We start from the raw sequence: 25,451 nt of genomic DNA on the forward strand, positions 1-25,451 counted from the left end.
CGGAAAGAGAGACCGAATGATCAAAAACTCAGAAACCAGAGGAAGTTTGCTGCTGTCCCTTCCCCCAAAGGTTGAACTTTGGTTTCTGAGTCTTTGACTATTTAGTCTCTCAAAGACCTGCCAGCAAAACCCACCCCAGCAAAACCAAACAACCCCAAACACCTAAAGTGAGCGACTGCCTCCATTGCGGAACACCGAACCCTAACCCAACCGCGCGCTTTTGCTGCTCGGGCTGCGAGTTCGTATACGAAACTCTCACCGCGGAAGGCTTGGATCGCTTTTATGATTTGAAGGGCAAGGCCACAGGCATCCCCGTGAAAGACCGCCCCTTCCAACCCCAGGATCTGGATTGGCTGGAAAAGGCTACCGATGGAAAGACCACCCTCGAGGTGGCGGTGAATGGAGTGACCTGCATTGGCTGCGTCTGGTTGATCGAGAAACTCTTTCTCCAGCTTGAGGGCGCACGGACTTGCGCCCTCTTCCCCGACACCGGTCAGGCCACCTTTTCGTGGGACGAAGGTACTCATCCCTTACAGACCCTCGCGGAGGAACTCCCGCGCTATGGCTATGCCCTCGGAGCGCTCGACAGCTCGAAGAAGACCGCCAGCGAGTCCTCCCGCTTGCTCGCCCGCCTCGGCATCACCTCCGCCTTCGCCCTCAATGCCATGGCCTTCACCCTGCCGCGCTATCTGGGGATGGAGCCGACCTTTGCCTTCGCGCAAATCTTCGAGATCGTCACCCTGCTCTCGGCCACCTTCGCCCTCCTCATCGGCGGCACTTACTTTTTCACCAGAGCCCTCGCGGCTTTGCGGCAGCGCACCTTGCACATCGATCTGCCGATTTCGCTCGGCTTGCTTCTGGCCTTCGCGGGCTCGCTGATCGGCTACTTCATCGGTGAGGAACGGCTCCTCTACTTCGACTTCGTGGCCATCTTCACCACCCTCATGCTCGGGGGACGCTACCTGCACCTGGCGGCTTCGGAAAAGGCCCGCTCCAACCTCACCAGAACCAGCGCCCTCCCCGAAAACATCACTCTGTTAGAGACCGACGGCACCACCAGCGAGAAGCCCACCCGTTCGCTCTCCTCCGGCGAAGTCTTCCTCCTGCCAACCGGACAACCTCTTCCCGTCACCGCCATTTTGCAAAAGGACGCGGCTTCCCTTTCGCTCGCCTGGATCAATGGCGAACCCGAGCCCCGCCAGTTCGAGGCCGGGCAACGGGTGCCTTCCGGCGCGGTCAATCTCGCCAACCAAGCGCTCACCCTGCAAGCGGACGAGGACTTCGCGGACTCTCTGGTGGCCAAGCTCACCCAGTCCTCCGACCGCACGCAATCCTCGGCTCTCCTGCAAAAGCTTCTCCGAATCTATCTCCTCACCGTCCTCGTTGTGGGAGTCGCGGGTGGCCTCGGTTGGCTTTTCGTCACGGGCAGTCTGGTGGACGCGTTGCAGGTCTCCATCTCCATCTTCATCGTCTCGTGCCCTTGCGCCCTCGGGGTGGCGATTCCACTGGCGGATCGGCGTGCCGCTACCCATTTGCAAACCTACGGAGTTTTTGTGCAAAACTCCGCTCTCTGGCAGCGCCTGATGCAGATCAAGGCGCTGGTCCTCGACAAGACTGGCACCCTGACGCTGGAGCATCCCACCCTGAAAGACCCCGAACTGTTAGACCTGCTGACCGCCTCGGAACGCGGAGTCCTCCTTCACCTCACCGCCACCTCGCTCCACCCTCTCTCGCGGACTTTGCACCAGCATTTGGCCAAGGCCGGCACCACCCTTCCCTTCGATACTGCGGTCGTCGATACGCCGGGCCAAGGACTGACCACCACGATCGAGGGGGTCGAATACCGACTGGGCAAGCCTGCCCTCTGGGAAGCAGGAAAAGCCACCGGACCCGAGGTCGAGTTCACTCGCGACGGCCAGGCCATCGCCCGCTTTCACTTCTCGGAGTCTGCCCGTCCCGACGCCGCGCGCGCCCTGGCCGCTTCGGGTCTTCCGGTGCACATTCTCTCGGGTGACGAGGGCCAGCGGGTCCGCGACCTTGCCCGCTCCTTGCAACTGGACCCCGCGCTCGCGCATGGTGACCTCTCCCCGGAGGACAAGGCCACCCACATCCACGAGCTCAATCCCGCCCTCTTCTTGGGCGACGGGGCGAACGACTCCCTGGCCTTTGATGCCGCCCTCGCCACCGGCAGCCCGGTCGCGGATCGCTCCCTGTTGGATACCAAAGCCGACTTCCTCTTCACCCAACCCGGGTTGGGCTTCCTCCCCCATCTCCTCGCGACCTCCCGTTGGCGTCATCGTATTGTTCGGCGGGTTCTGATCTTTGCCATCGTCTACAACAGCATCGCCATCACCATTTGCCTGATGGGACACATGAATCCCCTGCTCGCCGCCATCTTGATGCCGCTCTCCAGCCTCGCCTCCCTCGCGCTCGCTTCAGCCCGTTTGGGCAAGACCCGTTCCTCAAGCAGCAAACCAGCCCCGACCTCGATCAAAGCTCTCACCCTTCCCGTCCAATCCTAGCAACTCCTCCAAGCCTATCTCTCCTCTTTCCGTGACGATCAAACACCTCCCTCCTCTCGTGAAAGCGCTGTTCTCCAGCGAGGAATCCCCCGCTGTCCCGTTTGTTAGAAAACCCAATTTCCCACCGTATTGAACATGACGATGGCTTCTCCCGAAACTTCGAGCGCCCTGAAATTGCCGAGCTTTGAACAAGCTCTGTTTTTGCGTTTGCAGGAGTCCGATCTCTTCAAGGGATATTGCGATGCCTTTCGTATGGCCACCGGGCTTCCGTTGAGGTTTATGCGGGCGGATGAGGAATGGTGCCTCAACGAGCATCGCCAGAATCAATCGCCCTTCTGCGAAATGCTCCATCATTGCAGCGTAGCCTGTCACGATTGCAAAACCATCAACCATCGCCTGATGAAAGAGGCCGAGGTCAAGGGGCCTGCGTCGTGCGGATGCTTCGCGGGCCTTTGCGCAACTGCCGTGCCGATCCGAATGGGGGCGACGACGATTGGGTATCTCAAGACCGGACAGGTCTTCCACCGTCAGCCAACCGAACAACAGTTTCAAATTCTGTCGGAAAAGCTTTCCTCCAACGGAGTGAAAAGCAAGGAATTGAAGGACCTCAAAACCGCATACTTCGAGACCCAAACCGTTGATCCCAAACGCTACGACTCGATGATCTCGCTGCTGGATTCCTTTTCAAAACAACTCTCCCAGCACGCCGAGGAGCTCGCAATGGTCGAGGAGGGAAAGGAACCTGCCGCCATTCTCAAGGCCCGGACCTTCATCCACCAGCATCTCGACGAACCGCTCCCCCTGGGAATCGTCGCTCGCCAGGCAGGACTCTCCGAAAGCCACTTTTGCCGGGTCTTCAAGGAGATCACGGGCCTCACTCTCACAGACTACGTCACTCGGGCGCGCATCGCATGGGCACGCAAGGAGTTGCTGAGACCAGCAACCCGGGTCTCTGAGATCGCCTTTCAGGTCGGCTTCCAATCCCTATCCCAATTCAACCGCTCCTTTGCCAAGATCAACGGTTGCTCCCCCTCGGCATGGCGGGAACAGCAGCTGGAAAAGTTGAGCGCCTGATTCCTCACCACTATCTGGTTCAATTGACTGCGGAGGAAGTTTGCGGTCCAAACGATTTTCCGCTAGGGAAGAGAGAATGAATCTTTCCGATCACTCGCTCTCGCGTCGTCGTTCCATCAAGAGCCTCGCGGCGATGGCAACTGTCTCCTTCACTCCCCGCCACCTTTTGGCGGCATCAACCGCGCCGAGCAATCAGTTGACGCGGGCCATCATTGGTTGTGGTGGAATTAGCGCCGCCCATCTGAACATGCCGGGCAAGCTGCTGGCTCTCTGTGATGTGGACTCCAAGCATTTGGCCAATCGCATGAAGCAGGTCAAAGACGGCGGCAATCCGGATGTGAAAGGCTATCATGATTTCCGTGAAGTTATTGCCCGCAATGACATTGATATCATTCACATTGCCACCCCTCCCCACTGGCACGCCTATATGGCAATTGAGGCAGCCAAAGCAGGCAAGGCCATCTGGGGTGAGAAGCCAATGACCCGGACCATCGGGGAAGGCATCGCGATGAAGAAAGCCATCGCCGACGCTGAGGTGGCCTACCGGGTCAACACCTGGTTCCGCTTTAAAGACAATTTCTACGGAATGGGCACCTCGGCGCGTCGAGTTCGCAAGGCAGTCATGGGTGGTCTGTTAGGCGATGGCCCCTACAAGGTCACCCTGAGCGGGGTTACGGGCTTCAATTGGAAGTTCCACTGGGTGGGCCGCACCGACCTAACAGAAGAAAAAATTCCTTCCCACTTCGACTACGATTTCTGGTTGGGGCCGGCTCCCTACAAGCCCTATCACCCACACCGCACTCACGGTACCTTTCGTGGCTATTGGGACTATGATGGCGGAGGGCTCGGCGACATGGGGCAGCACTATCTGGATCCAGTACAATACATTCTTGGGAAAGATGAGGAGCTCCCTGTCTCGGTGGAAATCGATGCCGACAAGCAAGACGACGACGCCGTCGGAACGTGGCGCCGCATTACCTATACCTACGCCGACGGAAGCCAGATCATACTGGATGGGGAAAACAAAGACAAAGACGCCGCCTTCATCGAAGGTTCCGAAGGAAAGATCTTCAAAGGCTTCAAGTCGGACATCACGGGCTTTGCAAAAAAAGTCGACTCTCTTCCCGAGCCTCCCGCGCAAGTGACTGACTTTCATCTGGCAATCAAAGAGAAGAAGAAATTCGCCTTAAACGAGGAAAACGGATTCAACTCTTGCTGCCTCGTCAATCTTGGCAAAATCGCCCATCGCCTCAACAGTAATCTGGAATTCGATCCCGAGACGATGAAAGTGACGAACAATGAAGCGGCCAACCAACTGATCCATCAGAAGGATAGAGCGGAGTGGCAGCTAACAAGCTGAAGTCGCCAATTGTCTCAACAGCGCCCAAGGTGCTGAATCTTTCCTTCAGGATAGCCGGCCTGGGGAGCTCCTTACGCGCCCACTTGCCACGAACATCCTTCTGAATGCAGGCTGCAAGATTTGCGTTTGCAAAGAGCTCAAGTTGCACTCTTTCCATTTAGAGGAGGCGTCCTTATTCTCGTCTATCCCTGCAACGGCGGGGAAAAGCTGCTCTGGCACCGCTTCTGCAAAGTAAAGGGTGCTATGAATACACAAGAAACCAAATACCAGCAAAACGGGTCTCAAAATTCGAAGGTGGAGCTTGGAACTCCTCTCCCCCACGACACCTCGGACTTCACTCCCCACTACATTCCACAAGATGAAAGTCAGGTTGAGGAAGCCGGCAACAAAGGCACGGCAGTAGTCGACAAGGTAAAGGACACTGTTAAGGAGCGCGGACAGGAATTGATGGAAAAGACCGGCACCCGCGTCAAGGACGAGGCAGACCGTGGTCTTCACGCGGCATCTTCCCAAGTTCGCAATCTTCAACGTGCTGTGGACTCTGCGGGGAACCGGCTCAATGAACAACAGCCCGAATCGCTGAAAACTGGAACCAGCACCCTTTCCGATGGATTGGAAAAAGTTGCCAGCTATCTGGAGAGCAAGGACTCCGAAGAGTTGCTGGAAGATGTTCGAGGTGTGGTCCGGGACCACCCTGCCATGGTCGCCGGTGGACTGGTTCTCACCGGATTCCTGATGGGACGCATTCTCCGCGTCGGCGAAAGCTCACGCACTGCGGCTTAATCAATCTATTCCGGTAAAGCTATGGTCACACTCAACAACACCGCGAGTCCCGCTCAGCAGCGAGCGACTTCAAAGAATCCCCTCGCCAGCTTGCTGGGAGACCTCACTGCTGACGCCTCCCACCTCTTTCGACAGGAAGTTGCCTTAGCAAAGGCCGAGGTGGGGGAGAAGGTCTCACAAGCCGCGCGACATGTGGCGATTCTCTTCGCCGGAATTTTCATTCTGTGCAACGGAATCATCATTGCGATGGCAGGTCTTTCCTACGGAATTGCCCAGCTCTTTCTCCTTTTGGGGGTTGGACGCTTGTTAGCCAACTCAATGGGATTCCTCTTTTTTGGAGCACTGATTATGGCGAGCGGGATAGCCGCGTCACTTTACGCAAAGAACAAACTGATGGACGGAAGCCTCATGCCCACGAGAACCGTCAATCAATTCAAATAACTCAAACGGTGGGCCTACAAATTAAAATTATGAACTCTACAAATACAAACACGACCGAATCGGATTATCATTCCGAAGCCATTGAACAGGATATTGCAACCACTCGTAACCGGATGGATGAAACCTGGCAGAAGCTGACTGAAAAGGCCGAACCCAACGAACTCTTCGGAAGTCTCTATGACTGGATGAAGGACAAGCTCGATCACCTCGATCACACCGCAACTGCCGATCATCTCAAAGAAGCCGGCAACCGGGCGGGCCGCATCATTCGCGACAATCCCGTGCCTGTAGCGCTGGGAGTCGCCGCATTAGGTAGTACCCTGCTCCCTTCCTCGTCAGATCGACATGATGCGTCTTCGCCAGTGAATGATGACCACTCGAACCGTTTCGCCAACCTCAGGGAAACAAGCCAAGAGAGGCTGGAACAAGGTCGGGAAAAACTCTCCGGCACTGCAGAGCAGGCGAAGACTGTTGCTTCAGAAAAGGCCGCCCAAGTCCGGGAGTCTGCCGATAAAGCCCTTGGAAAAGTTCAAGAGGCCACTCATCAAACAGGCGAACACGTGAACGAAATTGCACAGAAAACCGCCGAGAAGGTGGGCGCGACCACACGCACCAACCCATTGGCCATCTGTGCGGGAGCTCTTGTTTCCGGTTTTGCCTTGGGACTTCTTTTCCCGAAATCCGAGCAGGAGGAAAAGCTTTATGGCCGCGCCGCCAACAAGGTGAAAACCAAGGCAACCACCGCGTGCCGCAAGGCGCTCGAAAACACCCGCGAGCAGATCCGGGAAAAGCAATTGGACGCCCAAGGGCTTGAGCACCGAGCCGAAACCGCGATCAACAATGGCGCGGATCAACTGGAAGAATCCATCGCCGCCAGCTAACTGATATGCAAAAAATTTCCCTCCGACACTCCTCGTTCCCGCAGTGGGCACGGGGAGTTTTTCTATACAAGGTGAGTCAAGCCTCACAAAGACAGAAAGATACGCACAAAAGCGAAATGGTTAAGCTTTATTAATTATTTGATTGTTAGACGCGATGTTTGGGTTTAAAGATTCAGTCCTCTTATGCAACGTCCTCAAACATCAATTCTCTTGGCGGCCCTTTCGCTTGGCTGCGCCCAGACCACACTTGGCCAAGAATCCGTAATTGAGCGTTTCGAGGCTACCAACGGAGCGATCACATTTGGTGAATACGAAACTCCTGATGCTGGCACGGTTGCCTATTACGTCGACATCATCAGTGACGTCAGCATCTTCGCCGCCGCTTTCTCCTTTCAACACAACCCAGCCGCACCTTCCTTCGGGGGATTCAGCTTGGTGGACGGTGGTTTTTCGTGGAGCGCCACCATTATTGACGCCGACACTTGGGACACCACGGGTTCCTTCGCAATGAACGGCCTGACCTATTTCACCAATGGCTTCGGGACCTTTGATTCACTCTTCGGTGCAGTCGACGACATGGTGATCATCTTTAGCAGCGATGGCGGCTCTCCACTAACGGACAGCAATGACATCGACGAGGTCAATTGGGATACCGAGCGTGCCTCCAGCTTCATCCGAATCGGTGGCGAGCCCGCCACCAACGGTATTTTCATTGATGACAAGGGGAATGTGGTTGCCGCCTCCATTCCCGAGCCTTCCTCCGCCCTTTTGGTTTCTTTGGCAGGACTCTTCCTCGTCCGTCGCCGCCGCGCCTAAGCCCGGCTCACGACTTCTTGGTTTCAATACCCTTTTTCCTTTTCGGAAAAAGGGTGCGGCAGATTTCACATACGGTCCCGTCGCACCCTCGTGCGGTGCAGGCATCCCGACCGTAGAAAATGATCTGCAGGTGCAGCTTGTTCCAGCTCTCCCTCGGAAAGAGCTTTTTCAGGTCCCGCTCGGTTTCGACCACGTTCTTCCCCGAGGTCAGCTTCCAACGCTGGGCCAGCCGATGAATATGGGTATCGACCGGAAAGGCGGGTTCGCCAAAAGCCTGCGCCACAACCACCGAGGCAGTCTTGTGACCGACCCCGGGTAGCGTTTCCAATTCCGCCAGTGTTCTCGGCACTTGGCCATCGAACTTTTCCATCAGGATGTGGGAAAGGCCGCTGATGGCCTTTGCCTTTTTGGGAGCGAGTCCACAGGACTTGATTGCCTCCTGAATCACCGGCACCTCCAACTGCGACATCGCCTGAGGCTCATCCGCCAGAGCAAAAAGACGGGGAGTCACCAGATTGACCCGGGCGTCGGTGCACTGCGCTGAGAGCAGAACCGCGACGAGGAGGGTGAAGGGACTGGTATGATCCAAAGGAACAGGCGTCTCGGGATACAATTCCTCGAGACGCCTGAGAATGAAGTCGGCCCGTTCCTGCTTGAGCATCAGGGAGCGACTAAAAAGTGATTAACCCTGGGTGTTGCGACCCGGAGTGCTGTAGCCAGCAACTGCTTGACCATTGTCGATCTTCTTCTTGGCGGCGAAATACATGTCGCGGGTGTGCCAGTAGCCCTGGCGGCCTTTGAGCAGAGCGAGGGTGCGCTCCCAAGAACCCCACTGCACGATGTCAATCTCGATGGTGCGAAGGCCCCACTTCTTGATTCCGCCGAGGGTGGGGTGGAAAATGTCGATGGTGTTGGTGCCGGTCAACGCAGAACCGTAGTCGTCAACAACGTAGAGGTAAGGAAGTCCCTTGATGCGGAACTTGGTGCCGACAGGATACTTCGACCAATCAGCAGCCGCGCTGCGGACTTGGCCATACTTGAGGATACCGCCAGCGGCATTCATGCGACCGGGGGCGCCGGGCTCGTTCTGCATGTGCGAGTAGGCAGTGGCACGGACAACACGGTGGGTCTGGTCGTCGGTGTAGCTGGGAAAGCCATGTTTGTCCTTGGGGAGATGGGCCACTTCGTTGAGAAGAGCGACGTTGGCTTCAGCGGGCAGATTGTTGCCAACGGTTTGGGTCCATGCGGACGAAGCGGGTGCTTTTGCTTCCTTCTGGGCAACACCCGTGGAGGAACAACTTGAGAGCAAAACGACGGTGAGTCCGGCAAGAGCGGACGCGGTTTGGAGGATTCTCATAGATGATTTTGTTCGTGGAACACTTTATTAACTTTCGTTAATCAAGCGAACCAGGGGCAAAACTGAGGGAATTTCGCGCCCTGTAAACTCTTTTTTGCCACGGATTTCTCAATCTTTCAGAAAATGTCACATTTTTCTGAGCCTTTTCATAACCCTCTAATCAAGGCCCAGTAAGGCCCGAACCTCCGCATCCAGAAAGCTCGGCTCGGTCGATTCAGCCGCGGCCAAATTCATCTGATGACGCAAAATTTCGGGGTCGATGGGGGGAAGGTAGCCGGTCAAAGCACCCCGAAGAGCCTCATCGGGGGCGAGTGACTTGGCCTTCACTCCGCGAAAAACCTTCACCGCGATCGCCTCGGCCGCACCCGGAGTGAGCAGGTTGGGGATGATCGGCTCCAAGGACGGGAAGGTGTCTTTTTCGATCTTCACCCCACGCGAACCACAGAGGGCCCGTAGCAAAGCAAAGCCCTCTGCGGGATTGGTGCTGGGGAAAAGAGGGATTTTCACATCAACCCGCCCTGGACGCTTGAGGTCCACCTCGATGAGGTCGGGGCGGCTGGAAGCCAGAACCCAGACAATCTTCCCGCGATTGCGGGTATCGGACATCTCGGCAGCCATCATGGAATAGACCCGGCTGGAAACCCCGCTGTCACCGCTTCCACCCTCGCGCTTGCCGAGAGCCTGATCGGCTTCGTCGACAAAGACCAGGCAGCGCCCGAGGGCGTGGAGGAGGGCGAAAATCTTCTCGAGGTTGGCCTCGGTGCTACCCACCCACTTGTCGCGAAAGTTGCGCAAGACCACCATCGGCACCCCGGCCTCTCCCGCCAGACACTCCGCGAGGTAGGTCTTTCCCGTGCCAACGGGACCGCAGAACAGGTAGCCCATCGGCATGGCTTCCAACTCACCACGACGCCAAAGCGCGAGGTCGTCACGCAACCATGCCTTCGCCGCTTCCAGCCCGATGACTTTGGAAAGATCGCGGTCGGGCTCGATGAATTCGATGAGCCCCTCACAATCTTTTTCGACCAATTCCCGCTTCAATCGGCCTACGTCTTCTTCCTCCAATGCGAGACGGTCGAACTGACGGCGGCGCACCAGGGTCTCGACCGAACCCAGGGTTGTGCCCCGCAGTGCCATGCCGAGCTCGGGCAACCGGCCTTCGAAGTTTTTAAGCGCAATGGGAGCCTCCGGCTGCAGTGCCGCCAGGGCCCGCCCCACTTCATCTCCATCGGGGAGCGGAATTTCCAGCACCCTGATAGAAGTCTCCCTTAATAATAGGGGATGCAAATTGGCCGAACGATCGGCGACGAGAAACACCGCTTGATCATTTTCCTGCAACAATCCGCCAGTCGCCCAACCCCGCAACAGACTGGCCAAGGCATTAAGCTCATAGTTGAGCGCATTGGGGAGAGATGGACAGACCAGATGCGCTTCCCGAACCACAAAGGCCACGCGCGGACTTTTCCCCGTCAAGGCCCGGGTATTCCGCTGATAGCGAAGGAACTTCCCCACATAGCGCATGGTCGCAAGGGGCTGGCTCGGCACTTCGCGATCACCAGCCCACTCCTCGAACTTCTCATCACCGCGCTGAACCCGCAGACCTTCCCCGAGGTCGTAGGTGAGCACGATCTCGAAGCGAGGCAAAAGGACTTCGCCTAAAAAGTCACGCAACGAACCCAGTTGCTCGCCCTCGGGAAAGCTCTCTCCCCCCGGCATCAACAACCGATCACCAGTATTGCCGTGCAGGAGAAAACACCCCGCCACTCCACTCTCATATCCACTAATGACCTCACTGGCCCAATTCGGTAAATCGCTCATCGCCTTTGGCAGACTACCGGAATTGTTGCAAATTGGTAGCGCGCAGTTCTCCTCAAGGCAGCCCCGCACCCCTTCGCAGAATCCACTCGGCGCTCAAGATTGCGAACAGCAGCAGCAGCACAGGCCACTGACTCCAGAGCGAGGTTTCGCGAACTTCCTCCCGCTCTCCTTCGTCGCGGCGAAAGAGCGAGGCCAAGGAGTCTATCTCGGTCGAACTGACCACTTCACCTCCGGAAAGATCCGCGAGGGTTTGTAGCAGCGGAAGGTTCAAGGTGGTGTCCGCAAGTTCGATTGGTCCACGCGAACCGACGACCCGAAATCCAGTTGTGATCTGTTCTTCCGGAGAAAGGCGCGCAAGCTCAGAGCCCCGCAATCGCACTTGATAAAGACCCGGTTGGCTAAACGGACCGGACACACCCTCATGCAACCCGTTGGAATCTTTGAAAGGAGAAAGGTCGACCGTGGCGACTACCGAGCCACCACGCAACACCTCGGCCCTCAGGCTTTCATCCCATACGGGGGCCAAATCCTTCTCGCGCAATCGGGCCTGCAGACGCACGGGGTCATCGGGAGTGTAGGTCAGTTGGTCCGTCCCCAGACGAACCTGGGGGCTGCCCGAACGCAGAATCGGTCCCGCTCCCCAGCGCACGAGATTCCCCCAAAAGCGGTGGTGATAGACATCGCCCGACCCTTCGCGCAGCCGCCAGGTCCGATCAGTCAGAAGCAGAGCAACCTTACCCCGCCCCGTCTGGCGAGTGACCAGCAGGGCGGACTCCGCTTCCTTTTGTCTCCGGTTGGCCAAATCCCGCAGAGCATCCCGCAACCCCTCGGCACTCGCCTGTCGAGCGGTATCGCCCTCCTCCGCCACCAGCAAGACCTCCGCGCCTTCCTTCAGCGAGCGAACCGAATGGCGCCATCTCATCTCAGGGAAACTTCGCCACATCGCGCCATCATCCACCGCGCCCTGCGACTGCTTCACAACCGGATGGCCTACCCCGGATGAACCCAGCCCAATGCGGAATGGCTGACTACGAGTGCCATAGTAGGTGGCATTCCCCCACTCCATCTCCACAGGCACCAGCTGCCGGGCTTCCGGCGACAGCGCATGCGGCATCGACTCGGGGCCAGCGACCAGCACCAGCATGGCAGCCCGCTCGCTCACACACCGATTGATAATCGCCCAAGTCTCCCCATCCAAATCCGCAGCCGAAAGATCGCCCAAGATGATGACATCAAACTTGCGCCACTCCTCCTCGTTAACCGGCAGCGAGGTGGCCTGAGCTTCTCCAAAGGGTCGTGCCGCGGAGGCGGGGACTTTCTCCGGTTCCTCCCCCTCAATGCGATCGGGATTCAAGAGAAGCCATTGGAGATGGACCGACTTGTCGCGACCATAGAACAGATTACGCAGGTAACGAAATTCCCACCGCGGATGACGATCGATGAGCAAGACATTGGTGCGCGCATCGGTAATGGAAGTCTCAAAATCCCACCCATTGTTATCACTGAAACGTTCCCCCTCGAGAGGAGCAATTTCGATCCGGAAGTCGCCAACCCCGCCCGCCTCGGGGGTCAGGACGAAGCGGACTTCCTCCCGATGATTTTTCTGGGGAACGGAGATCTCCCGCTCCTCCAACAGCTCACCGGCCCGCGTGAGCAAGACCTTCGCCTTTTGCCCCGAATAGCCATCGAATTTCAACCCGGCACTCACCCGCATGCGGTCCCCCAAATGAATTGCCTCCGGGGCACTCACTCGCAAGACCGCGGCATCCTTGGGAGGTTCAGCCCGCCCGATCGCCACGCTTCCTATAGGTGCATCCAAAATCCCGAATCGTCGCGCCGTCTCCTCGACTTGGGCAGGACGGTTGTGGCGGCCATCACTTAACAAAACCACTCCCCCAAGCTCATCCGGCGGCACTTGCTCCAACACACTCCCCAGAGCTGCCGCGAGGTCCGTCGCTTGCTTCCAGCCATCTTCCCTCTTGGCATTGTGCGCCAATACGCTTCGCGCGGCCCGGACCTGCCTGACCCGAAAGTTCTCCTCTAACTTTTCCATCAAGCCGCTATCCGCCAAAACCTTTTCAGCGATTTCGCCACGGGTGAGTTCCTCGCCCTCATCCTGCAAATCCATCGAAGCCGAGTCATCCAGGACCACGACGATCTCTTGCTCGCGGTCGCGCGTCACTGTGCGAACCCAGGTCGGTTCGACCAGGATCCAGACCAAAACCGCCAAGGCCGCAAAGCGAAGACTGATCAGAGTCCGCGAACGCCCGGGAGCCACCGCAGACCGCTCGTAACGATACAGACCAAGAATCGCCTCCACACTCAAGGAAACCCCGACCGCCACCGTCCAGATCGGCCAGTCCGGTGCCAGACGAACAAACTGCGCCAGCCCCGCAAGAACAGCCCAAACAAGGCAAAAGACCAAAACGAACCGCAAGATCACCTTCATCGCCCGCCCTCCTTCCACGCCGGACTCTCTCCAAACTCAACCCGAACCTCTTCCCCTGCCCGGCGCGACTTGGAAACCCAACGCGCGAGAGCACTTTCTAAAAGAAAAAAGAGAAACGCCGCAATCGCCAACCAGCGCCAGATCCCCCGTCCAAATCCTTTGCCCTGCAGCACGGCCAGAGTATCAGCGGAAGAGGGAGGAAGAACGACGTCGGTATGCGCCCGCATCAAGCGGAAGTCATCTTTTTCAAAAGGAACGAAAGCACTCTCTTCCGGGTCGGCCGTCACAGCCACGGGTAGACTGGTGCCCTCCCAACCCGGAAACCACTTTTCCCCCCATTCATCCACCTCCACCTGATAGAGACCCGGAACGGCCGAACCCTGGATGGCTAGTTCTTGACCCTTGGAACTGGTGTGGACGGTTCCCAGGCGAGCTTTTCCCCGTGGGTCAACTGCCCCCAGCTCTTCCCCGTTCGAAGCAATGTTATTCCGAAAGGCCGAGGCCGGAATGATTTGCTCCTCCCCCCCCGGCGGCGTCCAGTATAGTCGCAGGAAGGCCTCTCCCCCATCTTCGCCATATTCGATCAGGATCGGTGTGCGCTCGCCAGCCACCAATTCGCACTCACCGAGCTGGCGCGCGCCGGTCGTTGATTGAGCTCGAAAGTTCCTACCGATTTGCAAGCGCAGGTCATCATCCACCTCGCATCGCAAGCGGTATTTTCCCGAACGAGGAGCCACAATCTCTCCCTCCCACCGCACCTTGAATTGGTCTCCCGGCAGGGTCTGATCGGGGGATCCACTCCCCCAGTCGAAATCGATCACAGGGTCCACCCGGGTCATCACCGCTTCACTATCGCTCCGGCGAAAATACCTGCCCTTCAAACCTCCGCTTGCAGGAGCCAGGCGAAAGCGAGGACTCCACGAAGCCTCCACGTTCAAATCGGCGCCCGACCCACCCAACCAAGTCACCAATTCGTGAACGAGGGGAACGAAGCTACTTTTCGCCGGCAAGTTCCCCGCCCTCGAATCGAAAAGAGTCGTCACCAGGAGGCAGCGCCCCTGGCCCAGACTTTGCGATATTAGCCACGGTTCCCCATTGGCAAGCGAGGCCCCGAGGACAGCCCGATCCCCAAGCTCACCCACCTCACACCAGCGATGGAAGACTGATTTGGATAGATCGCCTTGTTCGCGAAAGTGCTGGAGCGACTCGTGGGCAAAGGTTGCGGGCGCTGGAGAGACCCCCTGCAAATCTCCCTGCCCCTCTTCTAACAGCGCAGGGAGAACTGCTTCCTCACCACTCCTCCAACTATTGTAGAAGGCGCTCTCGGAACGCGGACCGGCAACAACCATCAATCCCGTTCCCGCATTGACCGCATTGGCCAGCGCATCAGCAATGGGACCCGGCAAGCGGGCAACATCCGCGAGAATGATCACATCTCGATCAGCGACGGAATCAGCGAGCAATCGGGTAATGGGAATGACCTCGGGGTCCATCAAGTTGCGGTCTTTCGACGGAGCCAAAGCCAGAGCCAAATATCCCCCCGCACGCTCGAAAAATCCCGCCGAGGGATTGCCGTCCACAATTAGGACTCTCACTCCTTTGCGAACAATCAGCACTCTGGACAAACGGTTGTCCTCCAATAGGTCATCGGCCGCATCGAGACTGGCCTCCACGCTAATCGGACCTGAACTGGCGAAGCGATGTGAGAAATCGAATCGCTCGCGCTGCCCAGGCATGAGCAAGCCCACCGAGCGCTCCGCAATCGCCCTTCCTCCGACCTTCAGCTTGAGCCGTCCCGGAGTCACCGGTTCGCTGCCCCGGTTGGCAACGGTGTGCGAGATCGTCACCGGCCGGTCGGTCCCGACCAAAGCCCGCGAGAACGAAAGCTCCTCCACCGCAACATTGTGATAAGCTTTAGGATGGGCCAGATTGCGCACAATGAGCTTGGGTGGTGCAGGCAATGCCTCCCAAGCATCGGCAAGGCTCTTCCAAGCATTGGGGTTTTCCAGCCGCCAGCCATGACGCTGATCGTCAGTCCACACGATGATCTCCTTGCGCCCGTTCCGCCCCTCCGCCAGCGCAAGGGTGGCCATTCCCAGGGCCTCGTGCGCACGGAAGCTTCCTCCCACGACCGCCAATTTGTCGAGAACCCCCAGGACATCTGCCCGATGGGTGAGCGGCTCAGCGGTGACCGCCTCCGGGGCCGGACCTCCCAGCACCACAGTGAAGGCAGTCCCCCGGGGAGCCTCCCGCACCACTTCGCGTGCCTCCTCTACCGCCCGCTCAAAGGACGTCACTCCCTTTTCCCGCAAGGCCATGGAAGTGGAGGCATCAATAATCAGCGCCACGTCACGACGTTCGCTCGCCTGGAAGCGCTTGAGATTGAAAACATTCTCCATCCAGACCAGAGCCCCTGCCACAACTAGCAAAGCGATACCCATCAAACGAAGAAGCCAACGCCACTTGGGTCGCAGCACCACAAATGAGCCTCCAAAGAGGGCCACCCCCAGCAAAAGCAAGGGCAAAACAAAGAGCCAAGGCACTTGGGAATCCGGGGGCAAAAAGGGCATGGCAATGGCCAGCGCAATGAGGGCCAGCAAAAGACAACGGCAGGCCATGAGCAGCCAGTCTTCCCACTCAATGCGGCGTCGGCGCACGGCAACCGTATCGAAGAGAAAGCGCATCGCGCCCCACTCAATCGGCTTGGCCGCCTGTTGCCGCGCCAGATGGATCAGGATCGGAATTCCCACTCCCAGCAATCCGAACAATAACCATGGACTTAAAAAAAGCATTACCAGTTTCTATCGCCGTCCTCCAAAGTATTCCAACAGGGTATCACGCACCGGGGTCTTGGTATTGACCGCGACATAGTCGGCCCGCATTTTCCCGCAAGCACTCTCAATGCGTTTCACAAAAGCTCGCAATCGCTCAAGATAAGCAGCCCGGACGGCCTGGGGATCGATGCGAAGCATTTCTTCCACTCCTTCCAAATCTTTAAAACGCTGAAACTTCTTAAACGGAAAGGTGAGCTCTTCTTCAGCTAACAAATGGAAGACTACCAACTCGTGCTGCCGATAGTCGAAGTGATGGAGCGCCTCTACAATTTTATCAGGCTCATCGAAGAGATCGCTCACCAGCACCACCAGTCCGCGTCGGGGAATTCGCTCGGCCACCTCATGCAAGACCCCACCCAGATCCGTGTCACTTCCAGCCTCTGCGGGGTAGAGCTCTTCCAGAATCTGGCGCACCTGACTGGGACGACTGCCTGAACGCAGAAAGGTCTTCACCGAGGAATCGAAAGTTACCAGCCCGGCGCCATCCCCCTGCTTGACAAAAATGTAGGCCAGGGCGGCGGCTAGCTGTTTGGCGTAGTCGACTTTGGAGAGTTCCGCCTGGTCGCCCTGGTAGCCCATTGAGCCGGAGAGATCGACTGCTAGAGTCGCGCGCAAATTGGTCTCCTCGATGTATTGGCGAATGACATTTCGGTCGCTCTTGGCCATCACCCGCCAATCGAGATTACGGGTATCATCACCGGGCGCGTATTCGCGGTGTTCCGCGAACTCCACGGAAGCTCCCTTGTCGGGCGAGGAGTGGCGGCCGGTTAGAGTGCCCTGCTTTCGTTTGCGTGCCTGCCACTCGATGCGACGCAAAGCTCCCATGGTCTCTTCGGAAAGAAGAGAAAGGCAGTCGGGAAGCTTGAGGTCGTCACTCATCGCGGATTAGAGCGCGATTTCCTCCTTGGGCGCGAGATTTTGGATCAACCGCGTAATGATTTCATCACTATTCACGCCCGCCGCCTCGGCATTGAAGGTAGTGAGCACGCGATGGCGCAAGACCGGCTTGGCAATGGCGGCAACATCGCCGGTGGTGGCATGGAATCGTCCCCGCAGCACGGCATGGGCCTTGGCCGCCGCAATCAGGCTGATGCCGGCACGCGGTCCGGCCCCCCAGCCCACCATCTCCTTCACAAAGTCCGGTGCCTCGGCACTATCAGGTCGAGTGGCCCTCGCGAGATTGGCGGCAAAGTCGATGACGTGGTCACCCACCGGCACGCGGCGCACGACATCCTGAATCCGCAGAATGTCGTCCCCCGTCATCAGGGGCTCCACCAGGGCCCCACTGGGGTTGGTCACCCGACGGATGATTTCGCGTTCCTCTTCGGCAGACGGGTATCCCACGACTATATTAAAGAGAAAGCGGTCGAGTTGAGCCTCCGGCAAAGGATAGGTCCCCTCCTGCTCAATCGGGTTCTGGGTTGCGAGAACGAAGAAGGGCTTGGGCAAATCCATGGTGCGCTCCCCCACCGTCACATGATGCTCCTGCATCGCTTCCAAAAGAGCAGCCTGAGTCTTGGGAGGTGTGCGGTTGATCTCGTCGGCGAGTACCAGGTTGGAAAAAAGCGGGCCATGAACGAAGCGAAAGCCGCGGCGACCCGTCTCGGGATCCACTTCCAAAATGTCTGTTCCCGTGATGTCGGCAGGCATCAGGTCGGGCGTGAACTGAATGCGTTTGTAACCCAGGTCCAAGGATTTCGCCAAAGTAGACACGAGCAAAGTCTTCGCCAGCCCCGGCACTCCGACCAGAAGGGCGTGTCCCCGGCAGAAAATTGCCATGAGGGTCTGCTCCACCACCTCCTCCTGTCCAACGATCACCTTCCCCACTCCAGCCTTCATCTGCTGGTAGGTCTCATGAAGCCTCTCGACTGCCTGTTTGTCGTTCTCACTCATAGTTCGAAAATTTTCGCCAGATTTCTACCCTGCAGGCACTCGAATTGCTACGCCCCCAAAACAGATAGCCTTGCACGGCACTCAGCCAAATCTGCATCAGAAGGTCTCGCCGCTCGGCTATAGCCCGGCGCTACAACTACCACCTCCCCCTTTTCATTAACCGCAAAAAGTCTTGGAAATGCCCCACAAAGACAAAAACAAAATCGAGCCATCTCTCCCCACGGGTGGGAAAAGGGACGATTCTTTGGTGATTGTTGCGTGCGGCCCATCCCTCGATTCCATCTCATGGCTTCCCACCTCAGATCTCCAAAAATCCAACAAGGGAGGGGCTTCAGAGACTCATCCTCACCTTCCTTCTTTTCAAAATTGAGGTAACACGATTGAGAATTTCGACCTGTTTACAGAAATCTCATCCTCAGAGATAAGAGAGGCATCCTTTTATCACCGGACGCCGACCTTGACACCTTTGTATTTACAAACGATATTCTTTGAGTTCACTTGCTGCCAACAAAAGCAGTAATTCAACGATTTGCATTTTCTCCCCACACTTTGGACACCAAAACCACCACTCTCATGAAACGCTTCTTAGAAAAAAAGAAAAGAAACGGTTTTTCACTGATCGCGACTATCACGATGATGGTCCTCCTGTCACTGATTGCGGTAGGGCTTCTTTCCCTGTCCGCCACCGTGCTGCGCTCGAGTTCAGCCGACCTGGCCCAACTTGAGGCCCGCGCCAATGCCCGACTTGCCCTGCAACTGGCAATCGGCCAACTTCAGGAAGCGGCGGGACCGGACCAGCGCATTACAGCCCCAGCCAACCTGAGAAATCCGGGAGATTCGCCCGCACTCACCGGAGTCTGGGAGTCCCTCAAGCTGGACCCCAACGGTGGACAGAATTTGGATAGCATCAAGAATCGTTCCCAAGGCGGAACGAGTCCTGACGGGGAATTCGTCACTTGGCTGAACTCCGATTCCTACGGACAAAGCCCAACCCCCGATAGTCCCACGGATCGAAGCGACTCCCAGCAAGTCAGACTACTCCACACCCCGGGTTCGGCCGCGCCGGAAGAAGTGACTGCCCGCGTTCTCTCAGTGAACAATGGCGAGGGAGGCGTAGCCTGGATGACCATCGACGAATCCGTAAAAGCTCGTTTCAACCTCCCGGAAACCTCAGACTTAGCCAACCAGGGAGATAGCGAGGCGAATGTGAAACGCGACCGGCTGCGCAACCCGGAACGCACAAGCACTGAGACCATCTCCGTGGTTGGCCGGGTTCCGACAGAGCGGGAAGCGGGTAAGATTGCCTCATTTGAGCAAGGTTCTCTCTTCACGGGCCAAAGCTCCCAGCGTTTTCGCGAATTCTACCACGACCTGACCTCCTGGTCTCTGGGCGTCCTCTCCAACCCAGTGGATGGCGGATTGAAGAAGGACCTCACAGTCGCTTTCGAAAGTGAGAATGACCCCACTTCCGGCAGCTTCGTCTACACGCAGACCAGCGAGCCTCTGGCCGAAGGGGAACCCTACATGTCGACCTTGCGGGAATACTATCGTCTCTACCGGACGAATTCCGAGCCAACCACTCCTCTTGGCCTTTCCATTCCTGACGGTTACAGCCCCTTCATCAGAGACCGTCGCACACGCGAATACGTTCCCGATCCAGTGCCAGTAGACGGAGTGGTGATCGCCCCGGTCGTCTCCCGCGTCAATGTGGTCTTTTCCCTGGTGGGGCGTCAGGCCCACGATCACTGGGCAACAACTATCCCCAATCAAACCGGAGACCCCCGCCGCAACCAGATGGTCTACCTCATCTACACCCCCGTGGTGACGCTCTACAATCCCTACACCAAGCCGATCACGGTTCAGAACCTGCAAGTTTCTTTCAAACACCTTCCTCTGGCTTTCCGCTTTTTCAGGAATGGCTCTCCTCAGAACGTGAGGCCCGCTCTCTTGTCGCAGATGCATATTCCGTCCCAAAGCCGGACGGATTGGGAGGACTCCTTCCAATGCACCCTCTCCGAAACAGCCGGAGGCTCCGCGGCTTCCGCCGTTACTCTCTCTCCCGGCGAATCCCGGGTCTTTGGCCTGAATCATCCTGCCGGCACCCGATGGGGTGAAATGTCAAATTACCTCTGGACCGAAGGCTCGCTCAGCCAAAGCAAGACCCTCGATATCACCACTGGCCAAGGCTATAATCAGAACTCTGGATTTGTCGTAGACTGGTTGGTCCCCGCCGGTGCGGGCCAAGCTCCGGATGCCAAGACTGGCACCTTCGGAGTCCGCACCACGGACGCCATCAACGTGGAGTTCACCCCCAAGGTCCCGACCGATAGCTCTGGGAAAGCGATGACCAACTTCAGCATCAATATTGCCGCCTCCATCAATGGCTCGCGCCGTCCCCAGCAGATCGGAGCGTATCGCTACACCTACGGAAGCGAACAGCGCTTGAAGGAAGCTTTTGAAGAAGGAGAACATCCGGAACTCGGAGGGATCACCTTCCCCTACGCCCGGGAGAAGGCCTGGCGCTACAACGAGCTCTTCCAACCCAATGTGGAAAGTGCGGCGGTGGAGGACTGGACCGGACCCAAGCAGTTCGCGGTCTTCACGATGGCGACCCGCACTTCCCATGATTCTCTCTACCCCGCGCGTCCCGGCCTTGAGACTTCTTTTGTTCACAACGTTTTGGATATGGACATCACTTCCGCGCACCCCGCACAGATGCCGATGGAGATCTCTTTCCTTCCGACACTTTCCTCCGCTGGCTCCACGAATAATGTGGGCTCGGTAGAGGTTTGGTCCAAGGACGACCCCCGCACCTTCTTCTTCTCCGGTTGGACCGTGGACAAGGGTTTCACCAACTATCCCAGCATCGAGATTCCCCGCACTCCGGTCACGAACCTGACACAGTTCCGCAATGCCCACCTCGCATCCTCCGGTCATCTCCCCATGCCTGCGCAGACCGTGGGTGATTCCCACGCCCACCCGCTCATTCCCAGCGGCCAGGCCGTGGGCACGAATTCTAGCTTCGACTACTCCACCCTGGACCATGCTTGGTTGGCCAACAATGCCCTCTACGATCGCTTCTTCCTCTCAGGTATGCGCGAGAGTGACGAATTCGTAAATTTTCTCAACGGACAAGACATCCCCTACAACTCGCGCTCCGAAGCCTACATGCCTGTCAGCCAGGACTTGGACTCGGCGGTAGACCTTTATCAGGATCGAGACCAGGGATGGGCCTCTACGGCCGCGTTCCAACTCGTGAAGGGAGCCTTCAACGTCAATTCTACTTCCGTTGAGGCGTGGAAAGCTCTTCTCCGCGCCAATGTGGGAGCCGACATTCCGCTTCTCAACCCGGCGAGCCTCCAGACCGATGTTGTCAAAAGTGCCGATGCGGCGTTCCCACGAGTGCTCGACGGTCCTTCAGGTGCGATTCACGCCGACGAAGCCTTCATCGAAAATCAAACCCGCTGGACAGGCTTCCGCGAACTCAGCGAAAGCGAGATTGAAAGCCTCGCCGAATCGATTGTGGAAAATGTGCGCTTGCGTGGTCCCTTCACTTCCCTTTCGGAATTCGTAAACCGACGCCTCGAGACCGGCTCAACCAGCATGAGCCTGCGCGGCACCCTGCAACAGGCGATCGAGGAAGCCGGATTGAACTCACAGCTAGTCTCCGACCGCTACGTTTCCGAGGATGAGGCCAGCGACTTCGAGTATGCCAATCCGGATGCCGCAGTGGGAGATACCGAGGCCGCATCGGCAGCCTTTCTCACCCAATCGGATCTCCTTGGAGCAATCGGCAATGCCCTCACCGTGCGCGGAGACACCTTCGTCGTTCGAGCCTACGGGGACTCCAAGAACAAGTCCGGTCAAATTGTCGCCCGTGCCACCTGCGAGGCCGTGGTCCAGCGCCTCCCCGACTACGTCGATCCTCAGGACTCGCTCTACGCCAAGCCCAAGGACTTTGCGCAAAGCGAAAAGGAATCAATGAAGAGCGACATCAACGAGAAGTTTGGCCGCCGCTTTGTCGTCCGCTCCTTCCGCTGGCTTTCGGAAGAGGAAGTTTGACCCTCCTTCACAAGCCCATCACCCTATCTCCCCTATGCGAGCTCTCACTTTTCTCTTAATTCTGGCCGGATGGCTTCCAGCCCAAGACCTACGGCAAATCTCTCTCCGCACCCTCTGCTTCAAGCGCGTTGGCGACGTGAAGGAGGTCATGCTCATGGGCGGAACCAAGGAAAAGCCGGTCCCGACCCCGGTCCCCTTGTATCAGTCCATCTACTCGGACCAGATCGAAGCCGAGGTGTCCGGCGACAAGCTCACCTTTTCCCTCCCTGTCACGAGCAAGACCGGAGAAACCGTTTACAAACCAGTCGGCGAAGGTGCCCTTCCTTCAGGGAATCGTCTGGCGGCCATCTTCATTCCCTCGGGCGATGCCGACAAGCCCTACCAAATCCTGGTGCTGGATGAGACCGAAAAGGCCTTTCCTCTGGGCTCCACCATCTTGGTCAATCTTGCCCCCGAACCGACCCGCATCACCTTGGGCGAACATGATATGACCATTCCTCCGGGCAAAATGGAGAAGATCCCCATGGCCACCAATGTCAACGACCTGAAGCAGGCTACCGTACGCATCTTCGTCCCCATGGAAGGACCCCGCAAATGGCGTCCGGTCTCCTCCACCACTTGGAGAATCCTGCCCGAATTACGCAATCTCGCCATCGCCTACCAGAATCCCAAGAATGGCCGCACCTCGGTGAACTGCTATCAGGAAGTTCCGCCCTGGCGCCTGCCTCAGTTCGAGGAACCCAAGTCCTAGTTCACTCATCGCGGGCAAACTCCCCCACAGGCCAAGTCTCCGGCGGTGGTTGCCGGACATTGCCCCATTCCACGGACGGCAAGTCGGCCTTGGCGCGTTTGCGAAAAAGCGACAGCTCGCCCACCAGGACATTCCGGGAGCTGGGCAAAGACCAACCCAGGCTTTTTCGCCCAAAATTCGAGAGCGCGCACATCTCAGCTCATCTGCAACCGCGTTCTTTCTCTTCCGTCGGACTTATCGGAATAAAATTCTCGATTTTTTCCCCATCCCACGGCTATTCCAATCGGCACCCCACCCGGTGCCCCACCCGGTGCCCGAGCTCGAATCCCGCCCGATTTTTGAGGCCAAGGAGAACAATTTTAAAAACTTTTGAACAAAGATTCGGAAATGTTAAAAATTTATTTGACCGTATAAAATACTTCTGTCATAACCTTCCACGTCATGAACGCCTTGCCAAAGCTTCTCAAAATCGCCCTGCTGCCTCTTCTGGCAGTCTCCCTCAACGCCGCGAGCACCTACAAGGTTCAATCAGGCGACACTCTCTCGTCCATCGCTCGCAAGAACGGGACGACCCCCAGCAAGTTGATGTCCGACAACGGCATTACCAATCCCAACATGTTGATGGTGGGACAAGTTCTCAAGATTGGTTCCGGCTCGACCCCCAAGGCCAAGCCCACCAGCACCAAGCCCGCCCGCACTTCTTCTTCATCCGGCAATTACACGGTGAAAGCTGGTGAGACCCTTTACTCTATCGCCCGCCGTCATGGCATGTCGGTTTCGCAGCTCACCGGCCTCAATCCCGGTCTCGATCCTGCCAAGCTCAAGGTCGGCCAGAAGATTGTGACCTCTGGATCCGCTCCCAAGCCCAAGGCCAAGACTCCTGCACCCGCACCGAAGCCCGTGATTGCCAAGACCCCGGCTCCTGCCCCCAAGGTCAGCAAGCCGGCTCCGACCCCCTCTCCCGCCCTCGCTTCGACCCAACCCGCTCCCAAAGCAGCACCTACCCCGGCGCCTCAACCCAAGCCCCTGATGATTGCGGAAAAGCGGCCGGAAACCCCCGCGACCATCTCTTCCGTGATGGTGAGCAAAGAAATCTCCTTCGGTGCCTTGGCCAGCCAGCACCGCACCTCAACCAAGCAGCTCAACGAGCTCAATGGTTGGTCGCTTAAGCCCACCACCATTTTGGCGAAGGGTTCGGAAATTTACGTTCCCGGTAGCTAAGCGCACGGAACACAACATTCTCTAACGGCAAGGCAGAGATGGCACCCGGTGGGATCTTCGGATTCTCCGGGTGCCTTTAATTTTGGGCCTAGGGATTTGCCTTTGCCGCAAACCGTGGCACAAGAGCCCTTCGCTGATGCAGGAAATTGAAACCATTGCCCTCCCTTACCCGCTGGAGGAATTCTCCAGCATCGTCGACGTACGCACCCCGTTGGAATTCGCGGAAGATCATTTGCCCGGCGCAATCAACTTGCCCGTGCTCTCCAACGAGCAACGGGTGGAAGTCGGCACCCTCTACAAGCAGGACCCCTTTGCCGCCCGCATTCTGGGTGCCCGCTACCTTTCCATCAACGTAGCAGATCACCTCATCACGCTGGAAAAGACGTGGGACCGCAAAGAGCAACCCCTCCTCTACTGCTGGCGTGGCGGACTGCGCTCCCGCTCTTTCGCGCATATTCTCCGCTCGGTGGGTTGGCGCGCCCGGCTGGTCGACGGAGGTTACAAGAGCTACCGGAAATTTGTCCTCAACGATCTCAAGGCCCAACTCGCGGAGCCCCTCCCCCCCTTTCACGTCATCTGCGGCTTGACGGGAACCGGAAAAACCCGCCTCCTCCACCATCTGCGCGAAGCTGGGGCCCAAGTCCTCGATTTGGAAGAACTCGCCAACCACCGCGGCTCTCTCTTGGGCAATGTCGGCCCCCAGCCAGCCCAAAAACTGTTCGAGAATCGCATCCATCAAGCCATCAGCCGCTTCCAACCCGGCAAGCCCGTCTTTGTCGAAGCAGAATCCAATCGCATCGGCGCGCTGAGCCTGCCTGCCCCTCTTTGGAAAAAGCTCTCCACTGCCACCGTCACCGAGGTTCAACTCCCTCTCCCTAGCCGCGCCCAGCTCCTCTTGGAAGATTACCCTCGATTCCTCGACGAGCCCGCAGACCTGTGCGCGCTCTTGGATCGGCTCCGCTCCCTCCGCGGGCATCAGCAGGTCGACGCCTGGCACGAGCAAATTCATGCCGGAGACTGGGCGAACTTCCTGCAATCCATCCTCCGCGATCACTACGACCTCTGCTACCGCCCGGCTGGAAGCGAAAAGTCGAATTATCAAAAGCCAAGCGCCCAATTCCACCTCCCCTCTCATCACCAGGCTGATTTTGAGAAAGCCGTGAAGCAACTGCTCAATCCCTAAAGCGCC

At 57.7% G+C, this 25,451-nt stretch carries 18 protein-coding genes; 11 read left to right on the forward strand and 7 right to left on the reverse strand.

The window, feature by feature from the left end; genetic code table 11:
• Positions 1-167 precede the first annotated feature (167 nt).
• The 7 genes from IE099_RS05425 to IE099_RS05455 all read left to right on the forward strand — a co-directional run bounded on the left by IE099_RS05425 (position 168) and on the right by IE099_RS05455 (position 7,877).
• Positions 168-2,522 carry a heavy metal translocating P-type ATPase gene (locus tag IE099_RS05425; RefSeq protein ID WP_189568064.1) on the forward strand — a complete coding sequence of 785 codons (2,355 nt, stop codon included), beginning with the start codon at positions 168-170 and terminating at the stop codon, positions 2,520-2,522.
• A gap of 141 nt (positions 2,523-2,663) precedes the next feature.
• A complete protein-coding gene (locus IE099_RS05430) occupies positions 2,664-3,596 on the forward strand; it encodes a helix-turn-helix domain-containing protein (protein WP_189568065.1) in 933 nt (310 codons plus the stop codon).
• Between the two features lie 76 nt (positions 3,597-3,672).
• Positions 3,673-4,956 (forward strand): Gfo/Idh/MocA family oxidoreductase, encoded by a 1,284-nt coding sequence (locus tag IE099_RS05435; RefSeq protein ID WP_189568066.1) that lies wholly within the window; start codon positions 3,673-3,675, stop codon positions 4,954-4,956.
• A 243-nt stretch (positions 4,957-5,199) separates the two neighbouring features.
• Complete coding sequence (locus IE099_RS05440; protein ID WP_189568067.1) at positions 5,200-5,739, forward strand: hypothetical protein; 540 nt, start codon at positions 5,200-5,202, stop codon at positions 5,737-5,739.
• A gap of 21 nt (positions 5,740-5,760) precedes the next feature.
• Positions 5,761-6,180 carry a phage holin family protein gene (locus tag IE099_RS05445; protein WP_189568069.1) on the forward strand — a complete coding sequence of 140 codons (420 nt, stop codon included), beginning with the start codon at positions 5,761-5,763 and terminating at the stop codon, positions 6,178-6,180.
• Between the two features lie 29 nt (positions 6,181-6,209).
• Positions 6,210-7,061 carry a DUF3618 domain-containing protein gene (locus IE099_RS05450; RefSeq protein WP_189568071.1) on the forward strand — a complete coding sequence of 284 codons (852 nt, stop codon included), beginning with the start codon at positions 6,210-6,212 and terminating at the stop codon, positions 7,059-7,061.
• A gap of 183 nt (positions 7,062-7,244) precedes the next feature.
• On the forward strand, positions 7,245-7,877 hold the full coding sequence (locus IE099_RS05455; RefSeq protein WP_189568073.1) for a PEP-CTERM sorting domain-containing protein: 633 nt from the start codon (positions 7,245-7,247) through the stop codon (positions 7,875-7,877).
• Positions 7,878-7,884: 7 nt separating this feature from the next.
• Here IE099_RS05455 and nth read toward each other — a convergent pair whose 3' ends face one another.
• The 7 genes from nth to IE099_RS05490 all read right to left on the reverse strand — a co-directional run bounded on the left by nth (position 7,885) and on the right by IE099_RS05490 (position 18,228).
• Positions 7,885-8,538 (reverse strand): endonuclease III, encoded by a 654-nt coding sequence (gene nth / locus IE099_RS05460; protein WP_189568075.1) that lies wholly within the window; start codon positions 8,536-8,538, stop codon positions 7,885-7,887.
• Positions 8,539-8,559: 21 nt separating this feature from the next.
• A complete protein-coding gene (locus IE099_RS05465; protein ID WP_189568077.1) occupies positions 8,560-9,234 on the reverse strand; it encodes a 3D domain-containing protein in 675 nt (224 codons plus the stop codon).
• Positions 9,235-9,390: 156 nt separating this feature from the next.
• The gene (locus IE099_RS05470) at positions 9,391-11,052 is read right to left on the reverse strand and encodes an AAA family ATPase (RefSeq protein ID WP_189568079.1); all 1,662 of its coding nucleotides are present in this window, start codon (positions 11,050-11,052) and stop codon (positions 9,391-9,393) included.
• A gap of 52 nt (positions 11,053-11,104) precedes the next feature.
• A complete protein-coding gene (locus IE099_RS05475; RefSeq protein WP_189568080.1) occupies positions 11,105-13,501 on the reverse strand; it encodes a hypothetical protein in 2,397 nt (798 codons plus the stop codon).
• Positions 13,498-16,293, reverse strand: coding sequence for a PA14 domain-containing protein (locus tag IE099_RS05480; protein WP_189568082.1), 2,796 nt, complete (start codon positions 16,291-16,293; stop codon positions 13,498-13,500). Before IE099_RS05480 ends, IE099_RS05475 begins: the two co-directional genes overlap by 4 nt.
• Before the next feature lie 9 nt (positions 16,294-16,302).
• Positions 16,303-17,214: a DUF58 domain-containing protein gene (locus tag IE099_RS05485; protein ID WP_189568084.1), complete on the reverse strand. Its 912-nt coding sequence runs from the start codon at positions 17,212-17,214 to the stop codon at positions 16,303-16,305.
• Positions 17,215-17,220: 6 nt separating this feature from the next.
• Positions 17,221-18,228, reverse strand: coding sequence for an AAA family ATPase (locus IE099_RS05490; protein WP_189568086.1), 1,008 nt, complete (start codon positions 18,226-18,228; stop codon positions 17,221-17,223).
• 573 nt (positions 18,229-18,801) lie between these two features.
• Between IE099_RS05490 and IE099_RS05495 the strand changes: the two genes are divergently transcribed.
• From IE099_RS05495 to mnmH, 4 genes are all read left to right on the forward strand, one after another.
• Positions 18,802-22,290 (forward strand): type IV pilus modification PilV family protein, encoded by a 3,489-nt coding sequence (locus IE099_RS05495; protein WP_189568089.1) that lies wholly within the window; start codon positions 18,802-18,804, stop codon positions 22,288-22,290.
• Between the two features lie 34 nt (positions 22,291-22,324).
• On the forward strand, positions 22,325-23,041 hold the full coding sequence (locus IE099_RS05500) for a hypothetical protein (RefSeq protein ID WP_189568090.1): 717 nt from the start codon (positions 22,325-22,327) through the stop codon (positions 23,039-23,041).
• A 441-nt stretch (positions 23,042-23,482) separates the two neighbouring features.
• A complete protein-coding gene (locus tag IE099_RS20995) occupies positions 23,483-24,262 on the forward strand; it encodes a LysM peptidoglycan-binding domain-containing protein (RefSeq protein ID WP_189568092.1) in 780 nt (259 codons plus the stop codon).
• Between the two features lie 136 nt (positions 24,263-24,398).
• Complete coding sequence (mnmH, locus tag IE099_RS05510) at positions 24,399-25,445, forward strand: tRNA 2-selenouridine(34) synthase MnmH (RefSeq protein ID WP_189568094.1); 1,047 nt, start codon at positions 24,399-24,401, stop codon at positions 25,443-25,445.
• Positions 25,446-25,451: the final 6 nt, after the last annotated feature.

It is taken from the genome of Roseibacillus persicicus, from assembly GCF_014651675.1.
GTDB lineage: Bacteria > Verrucomicrobiota > Verrucomicrobiia > Verrucomicrobiales > Akkermansiaceae > Roseibacillus > Roseibacillus persicicus.

Excerpts from the sequence above, each read along its gene's own strand:
- IE099_RS05440 (WP_189568067.1), top strand. The coding sequence starts at position 5,200 with ATGAATACACAAGAAACCAAATACCAGCAAAACGGGTCTCAAAATTCG.
- IE099_RS05465 (WP_189568077.1), bottom strand. The coding sequence starts at position 9,234 with ATGAGAATCCTCCAAACCGCGTCCGCTCTTGCCGGACTCACCGTCGTT.
- IE099_RS05435 (WP_189568066.1), top strand. The coding sequence starts at position 3,673 with ATGAATCTTTCCGATCACTCGCTCTCGCGTCGTCGTTCCATCAAGAGC.
- IE099_RS05495 (WP_189568089.1), top strand. The coding sequence starts at position 18,802 with ATGAAACGCTTCTTAGAAAAAAAGAAAAGAAACGGTTTTTCACTGATC.
- IE099_RS05500 (WP_189568090.1), top strand. The coding sequence starts at position 22,325 with ATGCGAGCTCTCACTTTTCTCTTAATTCTGGCCGGATGGCTTCCAGCC.
- IE099_RS05490 (WP_189568086.1), bottom strand. The coding sequence starts at position 18,228 with ATGAGTGAGAACGACAAACAGGCAGTCGAGAGGCTTCATGAGACCTAC.
- IE099_RS05485 (WP_189568084.1), bottom strand. The coding sequence starts at position 17,214 with ATGAGTGACGACCTCAAGCTTCCCGACTGCCTTTCTCTTCTTTCCGAA.
- IE099_RS05480 (WP_189568082.1), bottom strand. The coding sequence starts at position 16,293 with ATGCTTTTTTTAAGTCCATGGTTATTGTTCGGATTGCTGGGAGTGGGA.
- IE099_RS05455 (WP_189568073.1), top strand. The coding sequence starts at position 7,245 with ATGCAACGTCCTCAAACATCAATTCTCTTGGCGGCCCTTTCGCTTGGC.
- mnmH (WP_189568094.1), top strand. The coding sequence starts at position 24,399 with ATGCAGGAAATTGAAACCATTGCCCTCCCTTACCCGCTGGAGGAATTC.
- IE099_RS05450 (WP_189568071.1), top strand. The coding sequence starts at position 6,210 with ATGAACTCTACAAATACAAACACGACCGAATCGGATTATCATTCCGAA.
- nth (WP_189568075.1), bottom strand. The coding sequence starts at position 8,538 with ATGCTCAAGCAGGAACGGGCCGACTTCATTCTCAGGCGTCTCGAGGAA.
- IE099_RS20995 (WP_189568092.1), top strand. The coding sequence starts at position 23,483 with ATGAACGCCTTGCCAAAGCTTCTCAAAATCGCCCTGCTGCCTCTTCTG.
- IE099_RS05445 (WP_189568069.1), top strand. The coding sequence starts at position 5,761 with ATGGTCACACTCAACAACACCGCGAGTCCCGCTCAGCAGCGAGCGACT.
- IE099_RS05475 (WP_189568080.1), bottom strand. The coding sequence starts at position 13,501 with ATGAAGGTGATCTTGCGGTTCGTTTTGGTCTTTTGCCTTGTTTGGGCT.
- IE099_RS05470 (WP_189568079.1), bottom strand. The coding sequence starts at position 11,052 with ATGAGCGATTTACCGAATTGGGCCAGTGAGGTCATTAGTGGATATGAG.
- IE099_RS05430 (WP_189568065.1), top strand. The coding sequence starts at position 2,664 with ATGGCTTCTCCCGAAACTTCGAGCGCCCTGAAATTGCCGAGCTTTGAA.